This is a genomic window from Nonomuraea sp. 3N208, assembly GCF_052245935.1.
GTDB lineage: Bacteria > Actinomycetota > Actinomycetes > Streptosporangiales > Streptosporangiaceae > Nonomuraea.
Window position 1 is genome coordinate 18,559 of record NZ_JBQQBR010000053.1, and the last position, 23,887, is coordinate 42,445.

The following is a 23,887-nucleotide window of genomic DNA, read 5'->3' on the forward strand; positions in this document are numbered from 1 at the left end:
GGGCCGTGGTGCGCAGATCTTCCGACGGCTCACTCCGGCTCGTTGGCGGCGGGGCCTCCTACGGTGAACGGCGTGGTGACTCCCTCGTACATCAGGTGGGCGGTGAGGCCTTCCGAGGCGTGGGGCAGGTTGTGGCAGTGGTCCATCCAGACGCCGGGGTTGTCGGCGACGAAGGCGATCTCGTACGACTCGCCGACGCCGACCTCGAGGGAGTCCACCCACCACGGGCTCCCGGTGGCGGGCACGCCGTCGCGGCTGAGCACCACCGCGTGGTGGCCGTGCAGGTGCATGGGGTGGGTCTCGCCGCTGTCGTTGGAGATGCGCATCCGCACCACGTCGCCTTCGGCCACATGGAACATCGGCACGTCGGGGTAGAGGTGGCCGTTGATCGTCCACCACAACCCGGGGACTCCGTCGAGGAAGCCGGGGCGGCGCCCCATGTCGTAGGCGAACCGCCGATCGGGCTTGCCGGGATCGAAGGCCAGCCGCGCCGGAGTGCCGTACGTGAGCAGGTCCAGCGTCGCCGCCGGCCGGGGGACCGGGGGCGCCGTGGACGACGCCGAGCCGAGCACCACGCCGGCCGGGCCGCCGAGGTGGATCCGGACCGGCGAGCCGTCCCGGGGCATGATCACCTCGAGGTCGGCGCGTCCTCCGGCGACCACCGCCACGGCCTTGTCCCGGACCGGCGCGGCCCCGTTGATCTCCGTGCCGTCGACGGCGGCCAGCCGGTACGGCGCACCGCCCACCCACACCGGCATGAGGCCATACTCGGTGTTGATCACTCGTACCCGCACCCGCGTCCCGGGCGGCGCCTGGACGGGGACGTCGCCCTCGCGCCCGTTGACGGTGCGCACCCCCTTGTACAGGTGCACCAGCGCCACGACGTCGGCGGTCTTCTCCTGTGCCGCCGGCGTGACCACCAGCGCCCCGAGCAGGCCCCCACGTACCTGCTCGTGCGACATCTGGTGCGAGTGGTACCAGAAGGTGCCGGCCTGGTCGGCGACGAACCGGTAGGTGAACTCCTTGCCGATGCCGACCGCGTCCTGCGTGACACCGGCGACGCCGTCCGCGGTGTTGGGCACGTCGACGCCGTGCCAGTGCAGCGTGACGCCGCCCGGCACCGACTCGTTGATCAGCCGAACCTGCACCAGTTGCCCCTTGGTGGCCTTGATGACCGGTCCGGGCGACTGGCCGTTGAGCGTGTATCCGTCGAACGCGCGGCCCGAGGGCAGCTGAAAGCGCTGCTTGCGGGCGACCATGGTCACCGCGACGTCGGCGCGGCGGTCCGGATCGGCGATCAGCCGGGTGACATCCCGCCCGGCTCCCGCGTGCCCCGCGTGTCCCCCGTGGGCGGATGCGCCTCCTCCCGAATGCTCCATGGCGCCGCGCCGCCCGCCCCCGTAGTCCGCGAACCCCATGTCCATGACCGAGTACGTCTCCGGCAGCAGGCTGTCCTGCCAGAACCAGATCAGCGGCCCGAGCACGGCCATGGTCGCGGCGCACGCGACGGCGAGGCGGACGCGGCCACCGCTCCGGCTGATGCGATGCATGGGACGTGCCGTCAGCCGCGAGCGGCGAGCTGCGGTTCAGGAGCGCTCACGGCCGCGCCACGACGTGCGGCGTAGAGCGCGGTGGTGAACAGCAGCAGCGCGTTGAGGCCGTGCACGGCGCCCACCAGCGGAATGCTGTGGCCGACGATGCCGAACGTGACCTGCAGAACGACGAGCAGGAGCACCAGGCCGGCCGCGTTCACGGCGCCGGGGACCTTCGCCCAGAACGAGGTGATCAGCAGGAGCAGCGCGATGACCGGGATGGCGATCATCCCGTTGATGCCGTGGATGATGAGGCCGATGAACTCGGGGAACGGCGCCTCGCCGCTCTCGGCGAGCGTCTTGTCGACCACGCCGCCCCCCTCGACCCACTTGCCGAGCCCGGCGTCACCCCAGACCATGACCGCCGCCTGGATGGCCACCTCGATCGCGACCAGGTAGGCCAAGACCTTGTAGACGTGTTTCACCACGCCCTCCCCTCTCAAGACCGCTTGTTTCGCGTGCCACGGTAGGTAGTGCCACTTGGGGAGCAATGGTGGGCGACTTGGAACGCACTCGGCGAGCTCAGGAGCTTCACGGGTGTGCATGCCTTCCGGCAAGTTGTCGTGGGGTCGCTCGCCGCTCCGGGCGGCCCGCGCTAAGAAGATCCGGTGGCATCGAACACGTCGTGGTGGCGCGCCGATCCGTGGCGGGCGCTGCTGATCCTGGTGGCCTGCTGCTATGGGATCGTGCAACTGATCGTCGTCACCCCCGGGATGGGTCTGGGGTGGGACGAGTCGATCTATGTCAGCCAAGTGGATCCGCGGGCGCCTGCGGCCGAGTTCATCGCGCCCCGCGCCCGGGGGATCACCTTGCTGGTCGCTCCGGTGGTGCTGGTCACCTCCTCGACGGAGGCGTTGCGGGTCTACCTCTGCCTGCTGTCCGCCCTGGCGCTGTACGTGTCGTTCGGGACCTGGTTGCGGGTGCGTGCCGGGGCCATGGCGCCGCTCGCCGCCCTGCTGTTCGCGTCCTTGTGGTTGTCGCTGTTCTACGGCGGCCAGGCCATGCCGAACCTGTGGGTCGCCTTCGGCGCGGTGGCCGCCGTCGGCTGCTTCCTGCGGTGCGTGCGGCCGGACAGCGGGCGTGGCCCGGTGATCGGGCTGGCGCTGAGCGTGGCCGCGGTGGCCCTGCTGCGGCCGCCCGACAGCCTGTGGCTCGTGCTCGCGCTCGCGCTGGCACTCGCCCGGCCGGCGTGGCGGCGGGTCACCATCGGCGCCGCTCTGGCCGCGGGCCTGGTCGTGGGCTGGGCTGACTGGATCGTCGAGGCGTACGCACGCTTCGGCGGGCTCGCCGCCCGCTGGCAGGCCGCCGGCGCGGCGAACGAGACCGGCCTGCACGTCTCCCTACTCGAACACGCCCGCGCCCTCAACGGCCCCCTGCTCTGCCGCCCTCCCGCGCACTGCGGGCCCGTCCCGCTGCCCTGGCTGCTGTGGGGAAGCGTGATCCCCGTCCTCGTGCTCCTGGGCCTGTACGCGGCCCGGCGGCGTGGACACCTGGCCTTCTGCGCAGTGCCGGCCCTCGCCGGCCTGCTGATGGGCGTCCCCTACGTCGTCCTGGTCGGATACGCGGCGCCCCGCTTCCTGCTTCCGGCGTACGCGCTGCTGGCGCTCCCGATCGCGTACGGCGTGCTCCGGCTGCTGGACCACCGGCCGCGACGTGCCCTTTCCTGCCTCGTGGCCGCGGGCTTGCTCGCCCAGTTCACCCTGCAGGGGCTCACGCTGGACAAGGTCGTCGCCCCGCGGCTGGCCAAACGCCAGGCAGACGTCGAGGTCGCGCGCGCGTTGAGCGCCCTGGACCTGCGTCCGCCCTGCCTGGTGTACGGCGAGCACGCGGCGATGATCGCCTACCGGGTGGGCTGCGAGTCGTACACGATCCTGCGCTGGCCGCAGCAGTCAGCGGCGCCCGCCCCGATACGCGCCGCCCAGAGCGCGGGCAAACACGTGGTCGCCGTCGACAGAGGCCGGCAGACCGCCGCGCCGTTCCTGCAGGACTGGGAGTGGAGGCCGCTGCCGGAGGCACGGCCCGGCACGTGGCAGGCGTACCTGCCCCGGCCGCTCTCGTAGGACCCATGCGACGAGCCCGGCCGCACCCGATCATAAGCGACAAATGCAACAATTCATGCTTTGTGTTATGCGCGCGGTGACTCTCCCGTCTCCTTTCCGGAGCTACGGAGGCTCCGGATCGGGGTGATGGATGTACGCACGGCCGACGTACGAGGTCGAAACGGTGCTCGCGGCCCGGGCCGGGGATCGCGGCGCCGTCGACGAGCTGGTCAGAAGCCACCTGCCGCTCGTGTACAACATCGCCGGCCGCGCCATGAACGGCCATCCGGACGTGGACGACGTCGTCCAGGAGACGATGGCCCGGGTCGTGACCGGCCTGGCCGGGCTGCGCGATCCGGAGAGCTTCCGCTCGTGGCTGGTCGCCATCGCGATGAACCAGGTGCGGGAGTGGCGGCGGGCCACCGCCATCACCCTGTCCGCCCTCGACGAGGCCCTGGGCCTGGCGGACCCGGGCGCCGACTTCGCCGCGGTCACGATCACCCGGCTGGGCCTGTCCGGGCAGCGCAGGGAGACCGCGGAGGCGGCCCGCTGGCTCGACGCCGACGATCGCGAGGTGCTCACGCTCTGGTGGCTGGAGGTCGCTGGGGAGCTCACCCGGGCCGAACTGGCCGCCGGGCTCGAAACGAACGAGCAGCACGCCGCCGTCCGCGTGCAGCGCACCAAGCGCCGCCTGGAGAGCGCCCGCGCCGTAGTGCGCGCGCTCACCGCCACCTGCCCGGAGCTGGCCGCGGCGGCGGTGACCTGGGACGGCGTGCCGTCCGACCTCTGGCGCAAGCGGCTGTTCCGGCACGTGCGCGAGTGCCCGGTGTGCACCGCTCAGACGTCCGACCTGGTGCCGGCGGACCGGCTGCTGGCCGGGATCGGACTGGTGGCCGTGCCCGCGGGCACCGCGATCGGCCTGATCGAGCTCGCCCGCACCGCCGCCGTACCGGTGCTGAAGGGCGGCCTGCTGGCCAAGGGCAAGGCGGCGGCCGGCTCCCTACTGGCGGCCAAACCCGTCGTGGTCGCCGCCGGCGCGACACTGATCGCCGGGGGAGCGGTGGTCGTCCAGACCATCCGGCCGGATGATCCGCCCCCCGGGCGGGCCGCGCCGGTGGTCGCCACGTCATCGCCCGCGACCGCCCCGCGCTCACCCGCCCCGTCGGCGCCCGCGGTCTCCGCGCGTCCGCTCAGCCCGAAGGCGACGCCGACGCGAAGCCGTCAGGCCGGTCTGTACGGGCGCACCGTCGACACGGCGGACCAGGCCCCGCCCAAGAATCGCCCGCCGGCCCCGCTGCCCCGGCGCCGCGACGGGACGGTGACGATCGGCGGAAAACACGGCTACTCCCGCTACGGCGGAGCCCCTTCGATCACCCACCGGGGCGACTACATCACCATCACCGGACGCGGCTACATCCAGGTCCGCTGGGGCATCCTCTACCGCAACCGGGTCGGCCCCTTCGTGCCCGCGACCTGGACCGGGCTGAAAGGCAAGCTCTTCCACGTCGCCTCGGGCGGCGGGCGCAGGATGGACGACGCCCAAGCGTCGGGCGCCACCTGGATGGGCTCCGACGAGACCGGCTACCTGCGGCTGCCCCCGGGCCACCAGCAGATGTGGCAGAACGAGTTCTACTACCTCGACGGCGGCGTCACCTTCCACAACAACGAGAGCGGCACCGACATCGACCTCACCGTCGCGCCCAAGACCTGGGCCGAGGTCTGGGCCGACATCTCGGCCGCGCCCGACCCGCCCAAGGGCATCGTGCGCTACGGCCTGACCCGCGACACCGGTGACGATCGTGCCCCCGTCCCGCAGTACGTCACCAGGAGACAACCCGCGGATCCGGGCCTGGTCCCGCAGCGCAGTCAGGTTTCGACGAGCCGATAACCGATTTTGTGTTATCCGCGATGTCCGCCGGGCCTCTCCTGTGACGTAAGTGACCCCTGGGAAAGGATTGGTATGACCCCGGAGCCATCCCGCCGGAGCCTGCTGAAGGCGGCCGTGACCGTGGGCGCCGGCGCCGCGGTGCTGCCCGCGCTGCCCGGCCCCGCGGGCGCCGCCACGGCGCTCAAGCACCCCGGCATGCTGCACACCCAGGCTGACTTCGACCGGATGCGGGCCCAGGTGAACGCCGGAGCCCAGCCATGGAAGGCCGGCTGGGACCGGCTGGTGGCCAACGGCCGTTCCAAGAGCACCTGGAAGCCGCGCCCGCTCGAAACGATCGTCAGAGGCGGCACGGGCGCGAACAGCGTCCAGGCCTCCATCGACATCGCCGCCGCCTACCAGAACGCGCTGCGCTGGAAGATCAGCGGCGACAAGGCCCACGGCGACGCCGCCCGCGACATCCTCAACACCTGGTCGGCCACGCTCAAGACGGTGAACGGCAACGCCGATCGCTACCTGGCCGGTGGGATCATGGGCTGGCAGTTCGCCAACGCCGCGGAGATCATGCGCGGCTACCCCGGCTTCGACCTCGCGCGTTTCAAGAAGATGCTGCTCACGGTCTTCTACCCGATGAACGATCGCTTCCTCAAGGAGCACAACGGCGCCTGCATCAGCAACTACTGGGCCAACTGGGACCTCTGCACCATGGCCTCCATCCTGGCCATCGGCATCCTCTGCGACGACCAGGCCAAGATCGAGCAGGCCGTGGACTACTTCAAGCACGGCAAGGGCAACGGCTCCATCATGAACGCGGTGCCGTTCCTGCACGAGGGCGGCACGCTCGGCCAGTGGCAGGAGAGCGGCCGCGACCAGGGGCACAGCACCGTCGGCGTCGGCTGGATGGGCGTGTTCTGCGAGATGGCCTGGAACCAGGGCATCGACCTGTACGGCTACGCCGGCAACCGGTTCATGAAGGGCGCCGAGTACGTCGCCAAGTACAACTTGGGCGAGACCGTGCCGTTCACCACGTACAAGTGGAAGCACGGCACCACGTGCGCCCCCCGCGAGCAGACCGTGATCTCCGCCGCCGGGCGCGGCCACGCCGGTCCGTTCTGGGCGATGATCTACAACCACTACGGCGTGCGTCGCGGGCTGGACGTGCCGAGCATCCAGGCGTACAGCAAGCGGGTCGCCCCCGAAGGGGGCGGCGGTGACTACGGCGGCAGCCAGTACGATCACCTCGGCTTCGGCACGCTCACCTTCACCCGCGCGACCGCCGCCAACGGGAACGGGGGCGGGCTCCTGGCAACGGGGGTGTCGCGGACGTTCGAGTCGGTCAACGACCCGAAGACGTACATCACGGAGTCGGCCCGGTTGGGCGCGGACGCGGTCACCCTCCGGGTGGTGCCCGGGCTGGCCGACCCGAAGGGCTACTCCCTCGTCGACGCGGAAGGCCGCTACCTGCGGCACAAGAACTTCCTGATCAGGTTCGACGCCAACGACGGCACCGCGTTGTTCAAGCGCGACGCGACCTTTCATGCCCGCCAGGGCACGGTCGCCGGGTCGGTGCGGCTGGAGTCGGTCAACTACCCGCGACGGTTCGTCCGCCACAGCGGCGATCGGCTGCGCCTGGACAAGGCGCTGGACACGGCGGTGTTCCGGGCCGACAGCTCCTTCCGCCCGGCCTGACCGCCGCGTGGCCCGCTTCCCACGGGGGTGGAAGCGGGCCGCGTCAGGGTTTGCGGGCGACGCCGCAGAACGCGTCCACCTCGGCGGGCAGGCCGAACACGTCCGACTCCACCCGCCAGCGGGAAACGGACACGACGCCCGGCTCCACCAGCTCCAGCCCGTCGAAGAACCGGGTGATCCCGGCCGGGGTGCGCAGCCGGTACTGGTAGGCCTCGCCCCGGTCACGCAGCCGCTCGGCTTCGGCCGCCGCCTCCGGCTCGACGACGTTGGTGCCGTCCTCGAACACCAGGAAGCTGCCGGACGGCAAGGCGCCCATCAGCTGCTTCACCAGCGCGTACGCCTGATCGTCCGCCATGATGGTGCCCATCACGCCCAGGAGCATGAGCGCCGTCGGCTGGGAGAAGTCCAGCGTCTTGCCCGCGGCCGCCACGATGGCGTCCGGGTCGCGCACATCGGCCTCGATGTAGTCGCACGCGCCGCGGGGGTCGCTGGCGAGCAGGGCGCGGGCGTGCACCAGCACGAGGGGGTCGTTGTCGACGTACACGATCCGGCTGGCCGGATCCACCTGCTGGGCCACCTCGTGCGTGTTGTCCACGGTCGGCAGGCCGGTGCCGATGTCCAGGAACTGCCGGATGCCCGCCTCGCCGGCGAGGAACCGGACGGCTCGCCCCAGGAACGCCCGGGCGTGCCGGGCGATGTCCTCCATGCCGGGATAGGCGTCCTTGAGCTTGGCGGCCAGCTCCCTGTCGACCAGGTAGTTGTCCTTCCCGCCCAGCCAGTAGTTCCAGACCCTGGCCTGGTGCGGCCGGGTGGTGTCGATCCTGGCGAGCAGCTCCGGGTCCGGCAGGGGGGAGTCATCCGTCACGAAAGGTCCACCTCATAAGCGGCGTCTGCGGGCTTTCAAGATAGCGCACGAAGCAAGAGCGGAATTTGACGGTTGACGGACCCTCTCGTCGTATGTGGCCGGGTACGTCGCGATCGTGACCACGCAGACCGAGGCCGTACGCAAGATGTCGCTGCCGGTACTGACCGCGATGGTCGTCGGGTCCATGGTCGGCGCCGGAGTGTTCTCCCTGCCGCGTAACTTCGGCCAGGCCACAGGCGTCTTCGGCGCGCTGGTCGCGTGGCTGATCGCCGGGGTGGGCATGCTCATGCTGGCCCTGGTGTTCCAGACGCTGGCCGTGCGCAAGCCGCAACTGGACGCCGGCGTGTACGCCTACGCCAAGGCCGGGTTCGGCCAGTTCCCCGGGTTCTTCTCCGCGTTCGGCTACTGGGCCAGCGCCTGCGTCGGCAACGTCTCCTACTGGGTGCTGATCAAGTCCACCCTCGGCGCGGTCGTCCCCGCCTTCGGCGAAGGCGCCACGCTGGTGGCGGTGGTCGTGTCCGCGCTCGGCGTGTGGGCCTTCCACTTCATGATCCTGCGCGGCGTCAAGGAAGCCGCGACGATCAACCAGATCGTCACGGTCGCGAAGGTGCTGCCCATCCTGACGTTCGTGGTGATCCTGGTGGTCTCGGTCAAGAGCGAGGTGTTCACGGCGAACCTGTATGGCGGCCCCGAAGGGCTGTTCGAGCAGGTCAGGGCCACCATGCTGGCGACGGTGTTCGTGTTCCTCGGGGTGGAGGGGGCCAGCGTCTACTCCCGGTACGCGCGCCGGCGCGCCGACGTGGGACGCGCGACCGTGCTCGGCTTCCTGGGCGTGCTGGCCTTGTTCGCCTCCGTGACCATCCTGTCGTACGGCGCGCTTGGGCAGCAGGAGATGGCCGGTCTGCGCCAGCCGTCGATGGCCGGCGTGCTGGAGTCGGTGGTGGGGCCGTGGGGGGCTACCTTCATCTCGATCGGGCTGATCGTGTCGGTGCTGGGCGCGTACCTGGCCTGGACGCTCATGGCGGCGGAGGTGTTGTTCGTGGCCGCCAAGGACCACGACATGCCCGCCTTCCTCACCCGCGAGAACAATCAGGCCGTGCCGGTCGCCGCGCTGGTGATGACCAGCGTGCTCATCACCTGCGTGCTGGCCGTCACGATCTTCTCCGACGACGCCTTCACCTTCACCCTCGAGCTCACCAGCGCGCTGTCCCTGATCCCCTACCTGCTGGCCGCCGGCTACGCGCTGCGGCTCGCGGTCATCGGCGAGACCTACGACACCGACCTCCGGGGCCGGCGCAAGGACCTGGCGATCGCGGCCCTCGCCACGTTCTATACCGCGTTCCTCATCGTCGCGGCCGGCCTGAAGTTCCTGCTGCTGTCCTGCATCATCTACGCCCCAGGCACGATCCTGTTCGTGCTCACCAGGCGTGAGCACGGCATGCGCGTGTTCTCCCCCGCGGAATTCGTCCTGTTCGCCATCACCGTCATCGGGGCTGTCATCGCCCTCGCCGGCCTGGTCATGGGATGGCTCACCATCTAGCCCGTGAAGGAGAGAGCATGAACGACCAGCCTTTCGGCGTCCACTCCGAGGTGGGGACGCTGCGCAAGGTCATCGTCCACCGGCCGGACCTCAGCCTGCGCCGGCTGACCCCGGGCAACAAGGACGTGCTGCTGTTCGACGACATCCTGTGGGTGGAGCAGGCCCAGGTCGAGCACGACGCGTTCGTCCAGATGATGCGCGAGCGCGGCGTCGAGGTGTTCTACCATCACGATCTCCTCGCCCAGGCGCTGGACGCGAGCTTCGACGCCAAGCAGCACGCCATCGAGCAGGCCGTCACCCACCTGACCGTCGGCCCGGCCCTCGTCGACGTCGTCCGCGAGACGCTGGCCGGATGGAGCGGCGACAAGCTCGCCACCCACCTGATCGGCGGGCTGTCGAAGGAGGAGTTCGGCATCGCCGACCTGGACGGCTCCTCCCTGGTCGCGGCCTCGGCCGACCCGCGGGAGTTCATCCTGCCGCCGCTGCCCAACTCGTTGTACCAGCGTGACCCCGCGGCCTGGTTGTACGGCGGCCTCTCGCTGAACCCGATGTTCTACCACGCCCGCCTGCTGGAGACGATTAACCAGTCCACCATCTACCACCACCACCCCATGTTCGCCGAGAAGGACCTCTCCTACTGGTACCCGTACGGCGGCGAGGACGAGCGGTTCCACGAGGAGTCCTACGGCGCGGCCGCGATGGAAGGCGGCGACATGATGCCCATCGGCCACAAGACGGTGGCCGTCGGCATCAGCGAACGCACCAACCCGCGCACCATCGAGCACATCGCGCTGTCGTTGTTCAACGCCGGGGCGGCCGAGCGGGTGATCGCCGTGGACATCCCGAAATCCCGCTCCTACATGCACCTGGACACCGTCTTCACGTTCCTGGACGTCGACAAGGCCAGCGCCTACCCGCCGTTCCTCGAGGCCGCCACCACCTATTCGCTGCGCCCCGGCGACAAGAGCGGCACCCTGGAGGTGCACCGCGACCGCGATCTCCTGACCGCCCTGCGGGAGTCGCTGCGCCTGACCGAGCTGGACATCGTCCCCACCGGCGGCGACGACTACCAGCAGGCCAGGGAACAATGGGACTCGGGGAACAACTTCTTCGCCCTGTCACCAGGCGTGGTCGTCGGCTACCACAAGAACCAGTTCACCAACCGGAAGCTCCGCGAGCACGGTGTCGAGGTCCTCGAGATCGAGGGCTTCGAACTCGGCAAGGGGCGCGGCGGCACCCACTGCATGACCTGTCCCCTTCAGCGTGACGCCATCTGAGACGCGCGCGCCTGCGCGGCCAGCCGCACCGCCACCGGCGTGAGCGCGAGCAGCGGCACGAGCAGGTAAACGGCCCCCGCCAGGCGCTGGTCGGCGAGGAGTGCCGGCGCACCCGGCGGGGCCGCGGCGGCGAACCAGTCCGCCGCCACCGGCGGCTCCACGAGCAGGTACGCCCCGACGACGAGGTGTACGCCGACCACCACCGCCAGCAGCCGGACCCGCGCGATCCACGGGAACGGCACGGGCAGCGGGTCGGCGTCGGCCAGCACCCACGACACCGCGAGCCCGAGCCCGAGGAACAACGCCCCGGTGACCAGGTGCGCGGCATACCCGGCCAGCGACCAGGGCAGCCACCCCGTCGCGTACAGCAGCAGGAACGGCACCGGATAGGCGATCATGAGGACGCCCGGCCGGGTGACGGCCGTGACGGTCCTGCCCGCCAGGGTGAGCGGCGCGCCCGCGCACAGCAGCAGCGGAACGACGACGGCGAGCACGACGTGCTGCAGCGCCTGCACCGACAGCATGGCCCGCGCGTAGCCGCCCACCCCGCCAACCAGGACCAGCGCGGCCAGCGCCAGCCCGGCGTACCAGGCGAACGTGCGGCCGGACGGCCACGCCGGGACCCTGCGCAGGCCGGCCAGATACCCGGCCGCGGGCAGCGCCAGAAGCAGGATGATCAGTGCGTCGGGGCGCACCTCGCTGATCAGCGCCGCGGGGGAGAAGGGCGCCAGATCGTATTCGAGTACGGGATCGCCGTGGCCCGCGACCTCTCCGCCCGGCGGCGGCGGGGTGCGGGCCAGGCCGACGGCCAGCCCCATCGCCGCCGCCATCACGCCAACCTCGCCCGCCGCGAGGCGGACGAACGTGCCGCGTACCCCGCGGTCGGCCACGCCCATGACGGTGCGGCGGCGGTGGTTCCAGCCGAACCAGCCGAGCACCGCCAGCGTGGCCACCTTGGCCAGCAGGAGCAGTCCGTACGGGGTCCGCCACAGATCGGCCGGCGCACCCAGCCGTATCCACGCGCCGGCCAGCCCGGAGAAGGCCACCGCGGCGAAGCAGCACAAGGCGATCGTGCTGAACCTGGGCAGCACCACCGGCAGATCGGCCGAGCGGCGGAAGTGAATGAGCAGCGCGCCCAGGCCGCCGGCCCACAACGACGCCGCCACGAGATGCGCCATCAGCGCGGACACCGCGAGGTCGTGGTCGGCGGCCGAGGCCGCATGGCCGACGTAGGCGGGTGGCAGCATCCCGAACACGGCGATCGCCAGCGGGATCCACCGGGGCAGCCGCCGTGCGAACGTGGCCGCCGCCACCACGAAGGTCACGCCCAGCGTGACCAGCAGAGCCTGGGTCTGCGGGAGCAGCGTGCCGATGTTCAGCCGGCCGGGCGTGGCGAGGAGCTCCGCCACCGGCATCGGGATGAAGCTCGACAATGTCAGCACGTAGCTCAGCAGCGTGGTGAACGCCCAGCCCAGCGCCCACCAGCCGGCCGCGCGCAGGCATCGCGCCGGCTCCGCCGACCCGGCGGGGGCCAGCAAGGCGGCCAGCAGCGTGCCCACGCAGGCGACCCCGCACACGACGTGGATGAGCCGCGTCAGCGGCAGCCCCCAGTCGGTCAGCGGGCCCGCCGTGGGCAGGCCGGGGATCGCCGGCGCGCCCGCGCCTCCGCCGAACCGCAGCACCGCGACCAGCACCACGACACCCACGCCGACCGCGAACCCGGCATACACCGTCTTCCACCGCATACGAGGGGTACGCAGGGCCGTCCCCGCCGGTTCACCCGCCCTGCCAGGACCCCGGCCTCACCGCCCTGCCGATCACGCGTCCGCCACCGCGCCCGGGCGGACGATCATGAGGACGACGACGATCGCCCACATCAGGTTGTAGACGCCCGCGAGCATCGACAACGTCCGCAGCCGCCGGCCGTCATCGGGCGTGCTGAGCGCCTTGCGCTGGCGCGGGTGGATCTGCGTGGCCAGCAGGCCGCCCGCCACGATGGTGAGGACCATGGCGACGTTGATCCAGATCTCGCCCATCCGGCCCTGGACGAGGGCCAGCGCGATCCCGGCGACCGGGACGACGAGGCCGAAGGCGGCGTACCCGCCGGTGATGCGGTGCAGCAAGGCAGCCACGGCCGGACTCCGCTCACCCGGCGGGCCCGCGGCCGGACTCGGCTCGCCTGGCGGGCCCGCGGCCGGGGCGAGCGGCGCGTAGCGGGGAAACAGGCTCGCGGCGACGGCCGAGCCGCCGACGAACACGATGCTGGCGAGCACGTGTATCGACAGCAGGACATGATCCATGGGAACTCCTCCAACCTTCAGTTTCTCTGAAGCTTAGCCCAAGCTTCAGGCGGCCTGAAGATCAGGGTCCCAGCGCGAGATCAGCCGAGCTCGTCCCAGAGGGCGACGGGGACGGGGCGGTCCAGGGCCTGAAGGTTGGCGGTGACATGGGCGGGGGAGTGGGCGCCCACGAGGACCGTGCTCACGGCCGGGTGCCGCAGCGGGAACTGCAGGGCCGCCGCCGGCAACGGCACGTCATGCCGGGCGCACGCCGCGGCCAGGGCGTGGACCTCGGCGGGAGCGTCGCCGGGCGGTTCGGCGGCGGCCAGGAGCCCGCGGTGGAAGAGACTCGCCGCGATGACGGGGATGCCGCGGTCCGCGCAGAGCGGGAGGAGATCGGCGAAGGCCGTGCGGCGCAGGAGTGTGGCCTGGTTGGCGGCCAGCAGCAGGTCCAGGTCGGTGTGCTTGACGAAGTCCACCAGCATGGGCGACTGGTTCATGCCCACGCCGATCGCCCGGACGACGCCCTGCGAACGCAGATCCGCCAGAGCGGGATAGGCCTCGTCGAGCGCCTGAGGCCAATGGTGGTCGGGATCGTGGATGAAGAGGATGTCGACGTGGCCGAGGCCCAGGCGGTCCAGGGACTCCTCGACGCTGCGCAGGACCCCGTCACGGGTGAAGTCCCACGTGATGTGGCGGTCGCCGGGCACGGCGAAGCCGCCGTTGTCGCCGGGCCCCGGCCGCACGAGCCGTCCGACCTTGGTCGACAGGACGAACTCCGAACGTGGGCGCTCGCCCAGTGCGCGACCCATGCGCTGCTCCGACAGGCCCAGCCCGTAGAAGGGGGCGGTGTCGTAGTAGCGGATGCCGGCCTCCCAGGCCGTGTCCAGCACGGCCTGGGCCTCGTCGTCGGAGATGGGGTGGAGGTAATTGCCGAGGGGACCCCCGCCCAGGCCCACGCGGGGGAGCGGGACGGGGGACGTCACGCGGGCTCCAGGTGCAGCCAGGTGGTGACGACCTCGGAGACCGCCTCCAGGTGATGGTCCTCGCCGGCCTCGACGATGAGCACGTCACCTCCGGCGAAATCCGAGGTTTCGCCGTCTATGTGGATCTTGCCGGTGCCGGAGAGAATGAGGAAGATCTCCGGGTCTGGGTGGGTGTGCCGGCCCATGGCATGGCTGATCCGGCCGGGCGGCAGTGTGGAGATCCCGCCCGACTCCACCCGGTACCCGGGCAGCGACACACCGGCTCCCATGGCCGTCAGCGTGCTCCTACGCATCTACGTCCGCCTCCTTCGCGGCTTGGTCGATGGCGGTGAGCTCGTCGTCGGTGAAGTCGAGCCGGTCCACGGCCGCCACATTGGCCTCCAGTTGCTCGGGGCTGGAGGCGCCGACCAGCACGGAGGTGATGCGCCGGTCGCGCAGCGCCCAGGCCAGCGCGAGCTGCGCGACGCTCTGGCCGCGGGCGGCGGCGATCGCGGACAGTGCCCGGACGAACGTCAGCACCTGCGGGGTGACCCGGTCGGGGGTGAGGAAGCGCCCTTCGGCGGCGCGGGAGTCGGCGGGGATGCCGTCGAGGTAGCGGTCGGTCAGCAGGCCCTGGGCCAGCGGCGAGTAGACCACGCAGCCGACGCCTTCCTGCTCCAGCACATCGAGCAGGGACTCCTCGATGCGCCGGTTGAGCAGCGAGTAGGACGGCTGGTGCACCAGCAGCGGGGTGCCGAGGCCGCGCAGCAGGCCGGCCATCTCAGCCGTCCGCTCGGGAGAGAAGTTGGAGACCCCGACGTACAGGGTGCGACCGGTGCGGACCATGTGGTCCAGCGTGGCCGCCGTCTCCTCCAGCGGCGTCTCCTCGCCATCCCGATGCAGGTAGAAGATGTCGACGTAGTCGAGGCCGAGCCGGGCCAGCGAACGATCGAGCGTGGCCAGCAGGTGCTTGCGGGACCCGCCGTAGCCATAGGGGCCGTCCCACATGGGGTTGAAGCCCTTGGTGGTGACGACGACCTCGTCCCGCAGCGCCTTCGGGAAGATCCGGCCAAAGGTGGCTTCGGCGGCGCCGAACGGCGGCCCGTAGCGGTCGGCGATGTCGAAATGGGTGATGCCCAGGTCCAGCGCCTTGTGCAGGATCGCACGCTGGCTCTCGACCGGCTTGCCCTCGCCGAAGTTGTGCCACAAGCCGAGCGACACGGCAGGCAGGAGCAGTCCGCTGCGGCCGCACCTACGGTACGGCTGACGTTCGTACCTTTCCTTAACGTCGATCAACGATTACCTTCCTGCGATACCCGTGAGCGTGACACCCCGGATGAACGTCTTCTGGGCCAGGAAAAAGATGACGAGGATGGGCAGCATCGACATGATCGCGACGGCCATCATCTGGTTGTACTGGGTGACGAACTGGCCGTTGAACATGCCCAGACCCTGCGCGAGCGTGAGCTTCTCCACCGAGCGCAGGTAGATGGTGTTCTCCAGATACTGGTTCCAGTTGCCGACGAAGGAGAACAGGCAGATCGCCGCGATCGCCGGCTTGGCCAGCGGCAGCATGACGGTCCACAGGATGCGCAGCTCCGAGGCCCCGTCGATGCGGGCGGCGTCGATGAGCTCCTGCGGGATCGTGGTGAAGAACTGCCGCAGCAGGAAGATGTAGAGCGCCACGCCGAAGAACTCCGGCACGATCAGCGGCAGATACGTGTCCACCCAGCCGAGCTTCGAGAACATGATGAACTTCGGCACCAGCGTGATCTCACGCGGGATCATCATCGTGGCCAGCAACGCCGTGAACATGATGCCGGCCGCCCGCGCCCGCATCCGCGCGAAGGCGTAGGCGGGCAGGATGCACGAGATGAGGTTCCCGATCATGGACAGCGCGGTGATCAGGATCGTGTTCAGCAGGAACCTGGTGAACGGCAGCGACCCCGACCAGCCCTTGACATAGTTCTCGAAGTGGAAGGAGTCCGGGAACCATTGCGGCGGGAAGGCGAGGTTGTCGGCGTCGGACTTGAGCGAGGTGGTCAGCATCCACAGGAACGGCAGCAGGAACACCGCCGAGCTGATGATCAGCAGGATGTACGCCCCGCTACGCCGGATCCGCCTGATGCGCTCGGCCTGATCGGACGTCAGGGACGGGCCCGGCTTCGTACGCGCGGGCCGGGCCGCGGTCTCGAGGAGCATCGGGGACCTCACTTGAACTCGTAGTGCACCCAGCGCCTGGCCAGGCTGAACTGGATCGCGGTCACGACGATGACCAGCACGAACATGGCCCACGACAGCGTGGCCGCGTACCCCATGTCGAAGTAGACGAAGGCGTGCCGGTAGATGTAGAGCCCCAGCACCATGGTCGCGTTGCCGGGACCGCCTTCGGTCATGACGAGGATGAGCACGTAGCTCTGGAGTGCGGCGATGAACCCCGTCACCACGTTGAAGAAGATGACCGGCGACATCATCGGCACGGTCACGCTCCAGAACCTGCGCCACCAGCCGGCCCCGTCGATCTCCGCCGCCTCGTACAACGTCTTCGGGATGCCCTGCAGGCCGGCCAGGTAGATGACGATGGTGTTGCCCGCGCCCCACACGCTCATCAGCACCAGCCCGGGGATGGCCCACTCCTGGGAGGCGAGCCAGCCGGGCCCCTGGATGCCGACCGATGCCAGCACCTTGTTGATCAGCCCGTAGTCGGGGTGCAGGATGTTCAGCCACAGCAGCGCGGTGGCGAGGCCCGACACCACCGACGGCAGGTACATCACCGTGCGGAACAGGCCCTGGAAGCGCAGCGGCTGGTTGAGCAGCAATGCCAGCAGGAACGTGAACGTCACGCCGAGCGCCACCGAGCCCAGGCCGTACTGCACGGTGTTCTCGATCGACTCCCAGAACTCGGGATCGTTGAACATGCGCACGTAGTTGCCGAACCCCACCCACGTCGGCGTCTGCAGCAGGTTCCACTGCATGAAGCTCAGGACCACGGCGGCGAGGATCGGGCCCGCGCTGAACAGCACGAACCCGATCAGCCACGGCGAGACGAACAGGTGGAAACGCCGGGCCTCCCGACGCGCCAGCGGACTGACGGCAGTCATGCGATCTTGTTCTCGCTCAGCACGGGGGTGACCTTGTCGGCGATCTCCTTCAGCGCGTCAGCCAGGTTGATCTTGCCGAGCTGCGCCCGCTCCCAGATCGGCAGGGCGGTGTCCACGACCTTCTTGTTGGCCGGCAGCCGCAGCACGCCGTCGCCGGAGGCGTAGTCGGCCATGACCTTCTTGACCAGGTCGGCCGAGTCCGCCGGGATGCCGAGCGCCTGGGCGTTGTCCTCCCACGCCGACTGACGGGCCGGGGCGGCGATCCGGCGGAACTTGTAGCCGGAGGCCGACAGGTATTCGTGCATGTAGATCCAGGCGGCGTCCTTGTTCTGGGACGAGGACGCCATCACCAGCGCGCTGCCCACGGCCGGGGTCGTGCGGCCCTCCGGCCCCTTGGGCACCTCCGTGACGCCCCACTTGAGATCCTTCAGCTTGGACAGCTCCAGCATGATCCACGCGCCGTTGATCGTCATGGCCGCGTGCCCGGCCCTGAACGGATCGACCTTCTCCAGCGCCTGCATCTCGGCCAGGCTCGGCACCGCCTTGTCCTTGACCAGCAGGTCCAGCCAGCGGCCCATGACTTGACTGGCGTTCGGCTCGGTGATCAGCACCTTGGACTCGGTCTCGTCCAGGAAGCGGCCGCCGAACGGCATCAGGTACACGGGGCTCAGGTCGGGCGCCGGCTTCGGCATCGGCGTGAACCCGTAGACCTTGTCCACGCCCGACCCGCTGGTCGTCTTCCTGGCCGTCTCGAAGACCTGGTCGAACGTCCAGCTCTCGTCCGGGTATTTCAGCCCGGCCTTGTCGAACAGGTCCTTGTTGTAGAAGAGCAGCTTGGGCGCCATGTCGGTGGGCAGCCCGTACAGGGCGCCGTCCCGCTTGAAGTAGGCGAGCCCGGGCTGCGGGATGTCGTCCATGTCGAACTCGGGCGTCTTGGCGATGTAGTCGTCCAGCGACTGCAGGACCTTGTTGGCGATGAGGTTCTGCGTCCAGGAGTAGTGGTTGTAGAGCACGTCGGGCAGCGTGCCGCCGGCCGCCTGCGCCATGTACTTCGTGAGGAACTGGTCGAAGGGCGCGGACTCGCGCTTGATCTCGATGTTCGGGTGCCGCTTCTTGAAGAAGAAGTCGAACTGCGCGTTGCGGACCTCGGTGACGGCGTCCGTGGTGAGCGCCACCGTGATCACGACCTTGGACGCCGGGTCGGCCACGTTCGTCTTCGGCCAGGTCAGCGAGTTGTTGAGCTGCTCGGCCTCCTCGAACGGCCAGGCGTCGCTGCTGGGGCGGTTCGGGTCGATCACCTGCGCACCGGACTTGACCGGGGCCGCGGCCTGCTTCTGCTGGCGGCTGTCGCCGCAGGCGGACAGCGCTGCGGCCGCCACCGCCAGGGCCAGCATCTGCCGACGGTTCATCTCCATGGGGGTGGGCCTTTCACAGGAAGAGCTCGATCACCGGCACGGCCACGTCGGGGCGCTGCACCGGGAGCTGCAGGGTCAGGGTGCCGGGCGGCAGCGCGCCCAGCTTCGTGTGCCCGCTGTCCACGGCCGGGTCGGTGACCAGGACGCGGATCTCCGAGGCGTCGTTGAGCAACTGCGCGTACCGCACCTTGCCCGCCAGGCCTGGCAGGTGCAGATGCTTGTACGGCCAGGCGAACAGGTGCACGTAGAGCCGGTCGCCGCGCTGGGTGTAACGGCAGTCCTCCGGCGCCTCGTACGTGCTCGGCCCGGCGCCGTAGATTGACCGGCCGTGCAGCCGCGTCCACTCGCCGATGCCGCGCAGCGTCTCCAGCGCACGCGGGTCGAACGCGCCGCGCCCGTTGGGTCCCACGTTGAGCAGCAGGTTGCCGTTCTTGGAGACGGTGTCGACCAGCATCCGCACGAGCAGGTCCACCGGCTTGTAGTCGAGGTTGTCGCGGTCGTAGCCCCAGCTGCCGTTGAGCGTCTGGCAGGCCTCCCACGCCTCGGCCGGCGAGGCGGGCGGCTGGAACTGCTCGGGCGTGGTGAAGTCGCCGGGGATCTCCAGGCGGTCGTTGATCAGGGTGTCCGGCTGCAGCCTGCGGACCATGGCCGCCAGCTCCTCCGAACGCCAGTCCGCCGCTCCCTTGCCACCGGGCGTGCGCTTGCCGTTCCTGACCCGCTTCGAGTAGGAGAAGTCAAACCACATCGTGTCGATTCGGCCATAGCGGGTAAGCAGCTCTTCGACCTGGTTGTGCAAATACGACTGGTATTTCTCGATGTTTCGGTCATCGGGGGACGCGCCCTCGACGTACGCCGGGTGCAGGCCGTCGATCGGGAAGTGCGGGTGGTGCCAATCGATCAGCGAGTGGTAGAAGCCCACCCCGAGCCCGCGGGCGCGGAAGGCCTCCACGATCGGGCCGACGAGGTCCTTGCCGTACGGCGTGTTCGCGACCGAGTAGTCGGTGTAGGCCGAGTCCCACAGGCAGAAACCGTCGTGGTGCTTGGTCGTCAGCACCATGTAGCGCATGCCCGCGCCGGCCGCCGCCTCCGCCCACGCGTCCGGGTCGAACAGGTCGGGGTCGAAGTGGTCGAAGTAGGGCTGATACTGCTCGTCCGTGAGCCGCTCACGCTGCTTGACCCACTCGTGGCGGGCGGCGAGCGCATAGAGGCCCCAGTGGATGAACAACCCGAACCGTTGCTCACGGAACTCCGCCAGCCGGGCGGTAGAGGTCGGATGTATAGCCGGAGTGGTGCGGTCGTCTGGCGACTTTCCGTGAGGCATGGCCGTACCGTAGACCGACTAATTAACTTCGTCAAGAATTGAATTGAAACCCGTCGCAACCTAGGCTCTTGCGCAATGTGAGGAGAGTCGGGCACCTTGCGTGGCCGGAGCGGGAACGGCCGTCGCCGGGCTGCAGGACGCGATCGACTCCTCCTATCTCTTTCTCCATGGAGGGTCACGTGCCGAATTGGACGTTCAGCGACGGGGATCTGAAGGCGGTGCTCGACCTGTCTCCGGGGGGCGAGCTCACGCTGGAGTTGCGGCACGCCGGGCGGGTCGTGCTCGAGTCGTCCAGGCTCGGAGTCCGCACCGCCCACGCGGACCTGAGCACGGGCCTCGTCCCGGCCGGGATGTCAGAGCGGCAGGTCGAGGAGTCCTACCGGACGGTGACCGGGAAACGGCGCGAGCACCGGTACACGGCCGGCGAATGGACGTTGTCGTTCACCACGGGCGGGCACCGGCTCGACCTGCAGATCCGGGTCGGCGACCACGGCGTGGCCTACCGCTACGTGATTCCCTGGACCGGCCCGGTGACCGTGGTGGAGGAGATCTCGGAGTACGTCGTGCCGGGTGACGCTCGCGCGGTCCTGCTGCCGTACGAGAACGGGCGCTGCGACTACGAGGAGATCCACCGGCACACCACGGTGGCCGGCGCCGAGCCCATCCTGTACGGCTACCCGTCGCTCTTCCAGGCCGGCGACGCCTGGCTGCTGATCACCGAGTCGAACCTGGACGCCGGATACGCCGGCTCCCGCCTGCGCTTCGACGGCCGCGCCTTCCGCCTCGACCTGCCGGACCCGTACGTGACCGCGGCCAGCCCGCTCGTCACCCCGTGGCGCACGACGATCGTCGGCGACCTGGCCACCATCGTCGAGAGCGACCTGGTCACCAGCCTCGCCGCACCGTCCGAGGTCGAGGACACGTCCTGGATCCGGCCCGGAGCCGCCGCCTGGTCGTGGTGGTCCGACGGGCCCTCCACGCGGGACCTGGAGGCCCAGAAGCGCTGGGTGGACTTCGCCGCCGCGAACGGCTGGCCGTACCTGCTGGCGGACGCCGGCTGGAACAAGGAGTGGATGCCCGACCTCATCGCCTACGCCCGCGACCACGGCGTCGGCGTGTGGCTCTGGTCGCACTGGCAGCACGTCGACACCGAGCTGGAGCACCGCGAGAAGCTCGCGCTATGGAAGGAGTGGGGCGCCGTCGGCGTGAAGATCGACTTCACCGAGTCGGACGGCCAGGACCGGATGCGCTGGTTCGACGCCATCCTCGCCGCGACCGCCCGGCTGGAGCTCATGGTGGTCTTCCACGGCGGCACGATCCCGCGCGGCACCGAGCGCACCTGGCCGCAGTTCATGACCGCCGAGGCGGTCAAGGGCGCCGAATGGATCAAGCCGAAGCCCGGCAAGGAACCGCTCTACCCGGCCACCCACTACCTGTCCCTCGCGTTCACCCGCAACGTGCAGGGCCCGATGGACTTCACGCCGTGCACGTTCACCGCGGTGCGCGCCATCTCGGCCGGGTTCGAGCTCGCCCTGTCGGTGCTCTTCGAGTCCGGGATCCAGCACTTCGCCGACTCCATCGAGGCCTACCAGGCCAGGCCGGAGGCGCTGCGGCTGCTGTCCACCGTGCCGGTCGCGTGGGACGACACGCGGCTGGTGTCCGGCGACCCCGCCGATCACATCGTGCTGGCCAGGAGGAGCGGCGGCGAGTGGTACGTCGGCGCCGGCGTGTCCGGTGAGGCCCGCACGCTCACCGTGCCGCTCAACTTCCTCGACGAAGGGGAGTGGACGGCCGAGATCTACCAGGACGCCCCCGGTGACCGGATCGCGGTCGAGACCGTCACGGTTCCGGCCGGGGGCAAGCTCGACCTCGCCGTCGCCCTGAACGGCGGATTCACCCTTCACCTCAGGAGAGCACTCTCATGACGACCAGACGAGCGGGCGGCGTCTTAGCCGCCCTGGCACTCACGGCGGTCGCGTTACCCGCCTCGCCCGCGACGGCCGCCGCGTGGACGCTGCGCTGGAACCCCACCGCGCCGAACGAGACCGTGGCCGAGGCGTTCGAGGGCATCGAGGACGACCGCGCCGACTCCCATCCCGGCGTCACGCACATCTACGTCTCCGGCAACGCCTACCGCTTCGACATGCACACCCAGGACCGCGACGGCTCCGACAGGCAGCGCAACGAGGTCAAGGGCATGCGCACGAGCAGCAGCTCGTACCTGAAGATCCTGAAGAATCAGACCTGGCGGATCTCCTACCAGATGTACATTCCCGACACGCTGGACGCCACCACCAGCTTCACCCACATCGCCCAGATGAAGACGCCCGGCTCCGGCGCGCCGCTCTACACGATGTCGCTGCCGGTCTCCGGCGGCACCCCGAAGATCAACGTCCGCTACTGGGACGAGGCCGAGCAGACCCACGAGGTGGGCAGCACGAACCTCGGCCCCATCCAGGGCAAGTGGCTCGACACCACCTTCGAGTTCAAGGCCGCCGACAGCGGCTACCTGCGCTGGACGCTCAAGGACGGTGCCACCACGCTCGTCGACCGGCGCATGGACGACACCGACCTGTGGCGGGGCGACGACGAGTACCTGCGGCCCAAGTGGGGGATCTACCGCAGCATCAACAGCGCCGGCCTCCAGGACACCTACCTGCTGATCAGGAACCTCCGGGCCTTTCAGCTCACCGGCAGTGGGGTGACGTCCTGATGAGGAGCCTGCGCCTGGCCGGCGCGCTCTCGGCGCTCGCGCTGCTCCTCGCCGCCGCGCCGCCGGCCCAGGCTGGAGCCGGGGCAGGGGAGCCGCGCTGGGAGACCCGGTGGAATCCGAGCCCGTGGCGGCACGGCGTGAACGCGTTCGAGGCGCTGGAAGACGACCGGCGCGGCTCCCACCCGGAGGGCCAGCCGCACGTTTACGTCCAGGGCAACGCCTGGCGGTTCGACGCGCACCTGGAGGACCGCGACGGCTCCGACCGCATGCGGAACGAGGTACGCGGCATGCGGGCCGCCGACGGCCGGGCGCTGGAGATGCGTAAGGACGAGACGTGGCGGATCACGTACCAGATGTACATTCCCGACACGCTTGACGCGACCACCAGCTTCACCCACATCTGGCAGCTGAAGACGTCCGACATCGGCACCCCGGTCGCGCAGGTGTCGCTGCCGGTCGTCAACGGCGTGCCGAAGATCGCGGCCCGCTACTGGACGCTGGAGGACAACAAGTCCCACGACTTCGCCACCGCCGATCTGGAGCCGATCCAGAACAAGTGGGTGAGCGTCACCATCGAGCTCAAGTCCGCCGACGACGGCTACATGCGATGGGTGTTGCGGGACGGGTCGCGGACCATCGTTGACCAGAAGGTGGAGAACATCGACCTGTGGTGGACGCCGGAGCAGTACAACCGGCCCAAGTGGGGCATCTACCGCAGCATCAGGAGCGCCGGGCTGCAGGAGACGTACCTGCTGGTCAAGGACCTCAAGGCGGAGCAGCTCGGGCCCGCGACGCCACCGATCACGCTGCCGCCGCCGGACCGGAGCCCCGGCACGTACGAGGCCGAGCGGGTCGGCAACGTCTGGGAGGGCGCGGCAGAACCCGCCTACTGCGCCGTGTGCTCCGGTGGGCGGAAGGTGATCCTCATCGGCGGCAACGTCTACGACTACGCCGTGGTCAAGGGCGTGCTGTCGGAGACCACCGGGGCCAGGCAGATGACCGTGCACGCGCTGGTGGACGGCTCCCAGACGTACGCGGTCAGCGTCAACGGCGGCGACGCGATCCAGGTGCCCATGACCGGGACCAAGGACACGGTCACGACCACGACCGTGCCGGTGGACCTGGTGGCCGGGGTCAACACGGTCCGCTTCTACAGCCACACCGCCCGCTCGCCCGAGCTCGACAAGATCGTCATCAAGTAAGGGA

20 protein-coding genes are annotated in these 23,887 nt (G+C 69.8%); 8 read left to right on the forward strand and 12 right to left on the reverse strand.

All coding sequences use genetic code 11. The features are described from left to right. Nucleotides 1–29 precede the first annotated feature (29 nt). Both ACTWPT_RS50300 and ACTWPT_RS50305 read right to left on the reverse strand, forming a co-directional pair. Nucleotides 30–1,550: a multicopper oxidase family protein gene (locus tag ACTWPT_RS50300; RefSeq protein ID WP_443184674.1), complete on the reverse strand. Its 1,521-nt coding sequence runs from the start codon at nucleotides 1,548–1,550 to the stop codon at nucleotides 30–32. An 11-nt stretch (nucleotides 1,551–1,561) separates the two neighbouring features. Beyond that, on the reverse strand, nucleotides 1,562–2,017 hold the full coding sequence (locus ACTWPT_RS50305; protein WP_443184675.1) for a hypothetical protein: 456 nt from the start codon (nucleotides 2,015–2,017) through the stop codon (nucleotides 1,562–1,564). 183 nt (nucleotides 2,018–2,200) lie between these two features. On the opposite strand from ACTWPT_RS50305, the gene ACTWPT_RS50310 reads away from it, so the two are divergent. The 3 genes from ACTWPT_RS50310 to ACTWPT_RS50320 all read left to right on the forward strand — a co-directional run bounded on the left by ACTWPT_RS50310 (nucleotide 2,201) and on the right by ACTWPT_RS50320 (nucleotide 7,205). Continuing rightward, the gene (locus ACTWPT_RS50310) at nucleotides 2,201–3,652 is read left to right on the forward strand and encodes a hypothetical protein (RefSeq protein WP_443184676.1); all 1,452 of its coding nucleotides are present in this window, start codon (nucleotides 2,201–2,203) and stop codon (nucleotides 3,650–3,652) included. A 130-nt stretch (nucleotides 3,653–3,782) separates the two neighbouring features. Then, nucleotides 3,783–5,519, forward strand: coding sequence for a sigma-70 family RNA polymerase sigma factor (locus ACTWPT_RS50315; RefSeq protein ID WP_443184677.1), 1,737 nt, complete (start codon nucleotides 3,783–3,785; stop codon nucleotides 5,517–5,519). A gap of 72 nt (nucleotides 5,520–5,591) precedes the next feature. Further along, on the forward strand, nucleotides 5,592–7,205 hold the full coding sequence (locus tag ACTWPT_RS50320) for an AbfB domain-containing protein (RefSeq protein ID WP_443184678.1): 1,614 nt from the start codon (nucleotides 5,592–5,594) through the stop codon (nucleotides 7,203–7,205). A gap of 43 nt (nucleotides 7,206–7,248) precedes the next feature. Here ACTWPT_RS50320 and ACTWPT_RS50325 read toward each other — a convergent pair whose 3' ends face one another. Continuing rightward, on the reverse strand, nucleotides 7,249–8,070 hold the full coding sequence (locus tag ACTWPT_RS50325; protein ID WP_443184679.1) for an SAM-dependent methyltransferase: 822 nt from the start codon (nucleotides 8,068–8,070) through the stop codon (nucleotides 7,249–7,251). 115 nt (nucleotides 8,071–8,185) lie between these two features. On the opposite strand from ACTWPT_RS50325, the gene ACTWPT_RS50330 reads away from it, so the two are divergent. Together ACTWPT_RS50330 and ACTWPT_RS50335 are read left to right on the forward strand one after the other, a co-directional pair. Then, nucleotides 8,186–9,610: a basic amino acid/polyamine antiporter gene (locus ACTWPT_RS50330; RefSeq protein ID WP_443184680.1), complete on the forward strand. Its 1,425-nt coding sequence runs from the start codon at nucleotides 8,186–8,188 to the stop codon at nucleotides 9,608–9,610. Between the two features lie 17 nt (nucleotides 9,611–9,627). After that, a complete protein-coding gene (locus ACTWPT_RS50335; protein ID WP_443184681.1) occupies nucleotides 9,628–10,887 on the forward strand; it encodes an arginine deiminase in 1,260 nt (419 codons plus the stop codon). On the opposite strand, the gene ACTWPT_RS50340 is transcribed toward ACTWPT_RS50335, so the two are convergent. The 9 genes from ACTWPT_RS50340 to ACTWPT_RS50380 form a co-directional block, all read right to left on the reverse strand. Continuing rightward, nucleotides 10,869–12,632: a cytochrome c oxidase assembly protein gene (locus tag ACTWPT_RS50340; protein WP_443184682.1), complete on the reverse strand. Its 1,764-nt coding sequence runs from the start codon at nucleotides 12,630–12,632 to the stop codon at nucleotides 10,869–10,871. The two genes, ACTWPT_RS50335 and ACTWPT_RS50340, sit on opposite strands and share 19 nt — an antisense overlap. A 72-nt stretch (nucleotides 12,633–12,704) precedes the next feature. Further along, entirely contained in the window at nucleotides 12,705–13,187 is a 483-nt protein-coding gene (locus tag ACTWPT_RS50345; protein WP_443184683.1) for a hypothetical protein, read from the reverse strand. Between the two features lie 80 nt (nucleotides 13,188–13,267). Then, entirely contained in the window at nucleotides 13,268–14,152 is an 885-nt protein-coding gene (locus tag ACTWPT_RS50350; protein ID WP_443184684.1) for an aldo/keto reductase, read from the reverse strand. Further along, nucleotides 14,149–14,445, reverse strand: a complete 297-nt coding sequence (locus tag ACTWPT_RS50355) for a cupin domain-containing protein (protein WP_443184685.1) — start codon at nucleotides 14,443–14,445, stop codon at nucleotides 14,149–14,151. Before ACTWPT_RS50355 ends, ACTWPT_RS50350 begins: the two co-directional genes overlap by 4 nt. Next, nucleotides 14,438–15,427: an aldo/keto reductase gene (locus ACTWPT_RS50360; protein ID WP_443184686.1), complete on the reverse strand. Its 990-nt coding sequence runs from the start codon at nucleotides 15,425–15,427 to the stop codon at nucleotides 14,438–14,440. Before ACTWPT_RS50360 ends, ACTWPT_RS50355 begins: the two co-directional genes overlap by 8 nt. A gap of 3 nt (nucleotides 15,428–15,430) precedes the next feature. Further along, nucleotides 15,431–16,333, reverse strand: coding sequence for a carbohydrate ABC transporter permease (locus ACTWPT_RS50365; protein ID WP_443184687.1), 903 nt, complete (start codon nucleotides 16,331–16,333; stop codon nucleotides 15,431–15,433). Nucleotides 16,334–16,341: 8 nt separating this feature from the next. Beyond that, complete coding sequence (locus ACTWPT_RS50370; protein ID WP_433008787.1) at nucleotides 16,342–17,232, reverse strand: carbohydrate ABC transporter permease; 891 nt, start codon at nucleotides 17,230–17,232, stop codon at nucleotides 16,342–16,344. Then, nucleotides 17,229–18,641: an ABC transporter substrate-binding protein gene (locus tag ACTWPT_RS50375; protein ID WP_443184688.1), complete on the reverse strand. Its 1,413-nt coding sequence runs from the start codon at nucleotides 18,639–18,641 to the stop codon at nucleotides 17,229–17,231. The genes ACTWPT_RS50370 and ACTWPT_RS50375 overlap by 4 nt, the downstream gene beginning before the upstream one ends. Before the next feature lie 19 nt (nucleotides 18,642–18,660). Then, nucleotides 18,661–19,968 carry an alpha-L-fucosidase gene (locus ACTWPT_RS50380; RefSeq protein WP_443184689.1) on the reverse strand — a complete coding sequence of 436 codons (1,308 nt, stop codon included), beginning with the start codon at nucleotides 19,966–19,968 and terminating at the stop codon, nucleotides 18,661–18,663. A 179-nt stretch (nucleotides 19,969–20,147) separates the two neighbouring features. Here ACTWPT_RS50380 and ACTWPT_RS50385 point away from each other — a divergent pair, with 179 nt between their 5' ends. Genes ACTWPT_RS50385 through ACTWPT_RS50395 form a run of 3 tightly spaced genes read left to right on the forward strand, consistent with a single transcriptional unit; the run spans nucleotide 20,148 to nucleotide 23,883 of the window. Beyond that, on the forward strand, nucleotides 20,148–21,893 hold the full coding sequence (locus ACTWPT_RS50385) for a glycoside hydrolase family 97 catalytic domain-containing protein (RefSeq protein ID WP_443184690.1): 1,746 nt from the start codon (nucleotides 20,148–20,150) through the stop codon (nucleotides 21,891–21,893). Beyond that, entirely contained in the window at nucleotides 21,890–22,681 is a 792-nt protein-coding gene (locus ACTWPT_RS50390) for a hypothetical protein (RefSeq protein ID WP_443184691.1), read from the forward strand. The genes ACTWPT_RS50385 and ACTWPT_RS50390 overlap by 4 nt, the downstream gene beginning before the upstream one ends. Beyond that, nucleotides 22,681–23,883: a hypothetical protein gene (locus tag ACTWPT_RS50395; RefSeq protein ID WP_443184692.1), complete on the forward strand. Its 1,203-nt coding sequence runs from the start codon at nucleotides 22,681–22,683 to the stop codon at nucleotides 23,881–23,883. The genes ACTWPT_RS50390 and ACTWPT_RS50395 overlap by 1 nt, the downstream gene beginning before the upstream one ends. The last annotated feature ends 4 nt before the right edge of the window (nucleotides 23,884–23,887 follow it).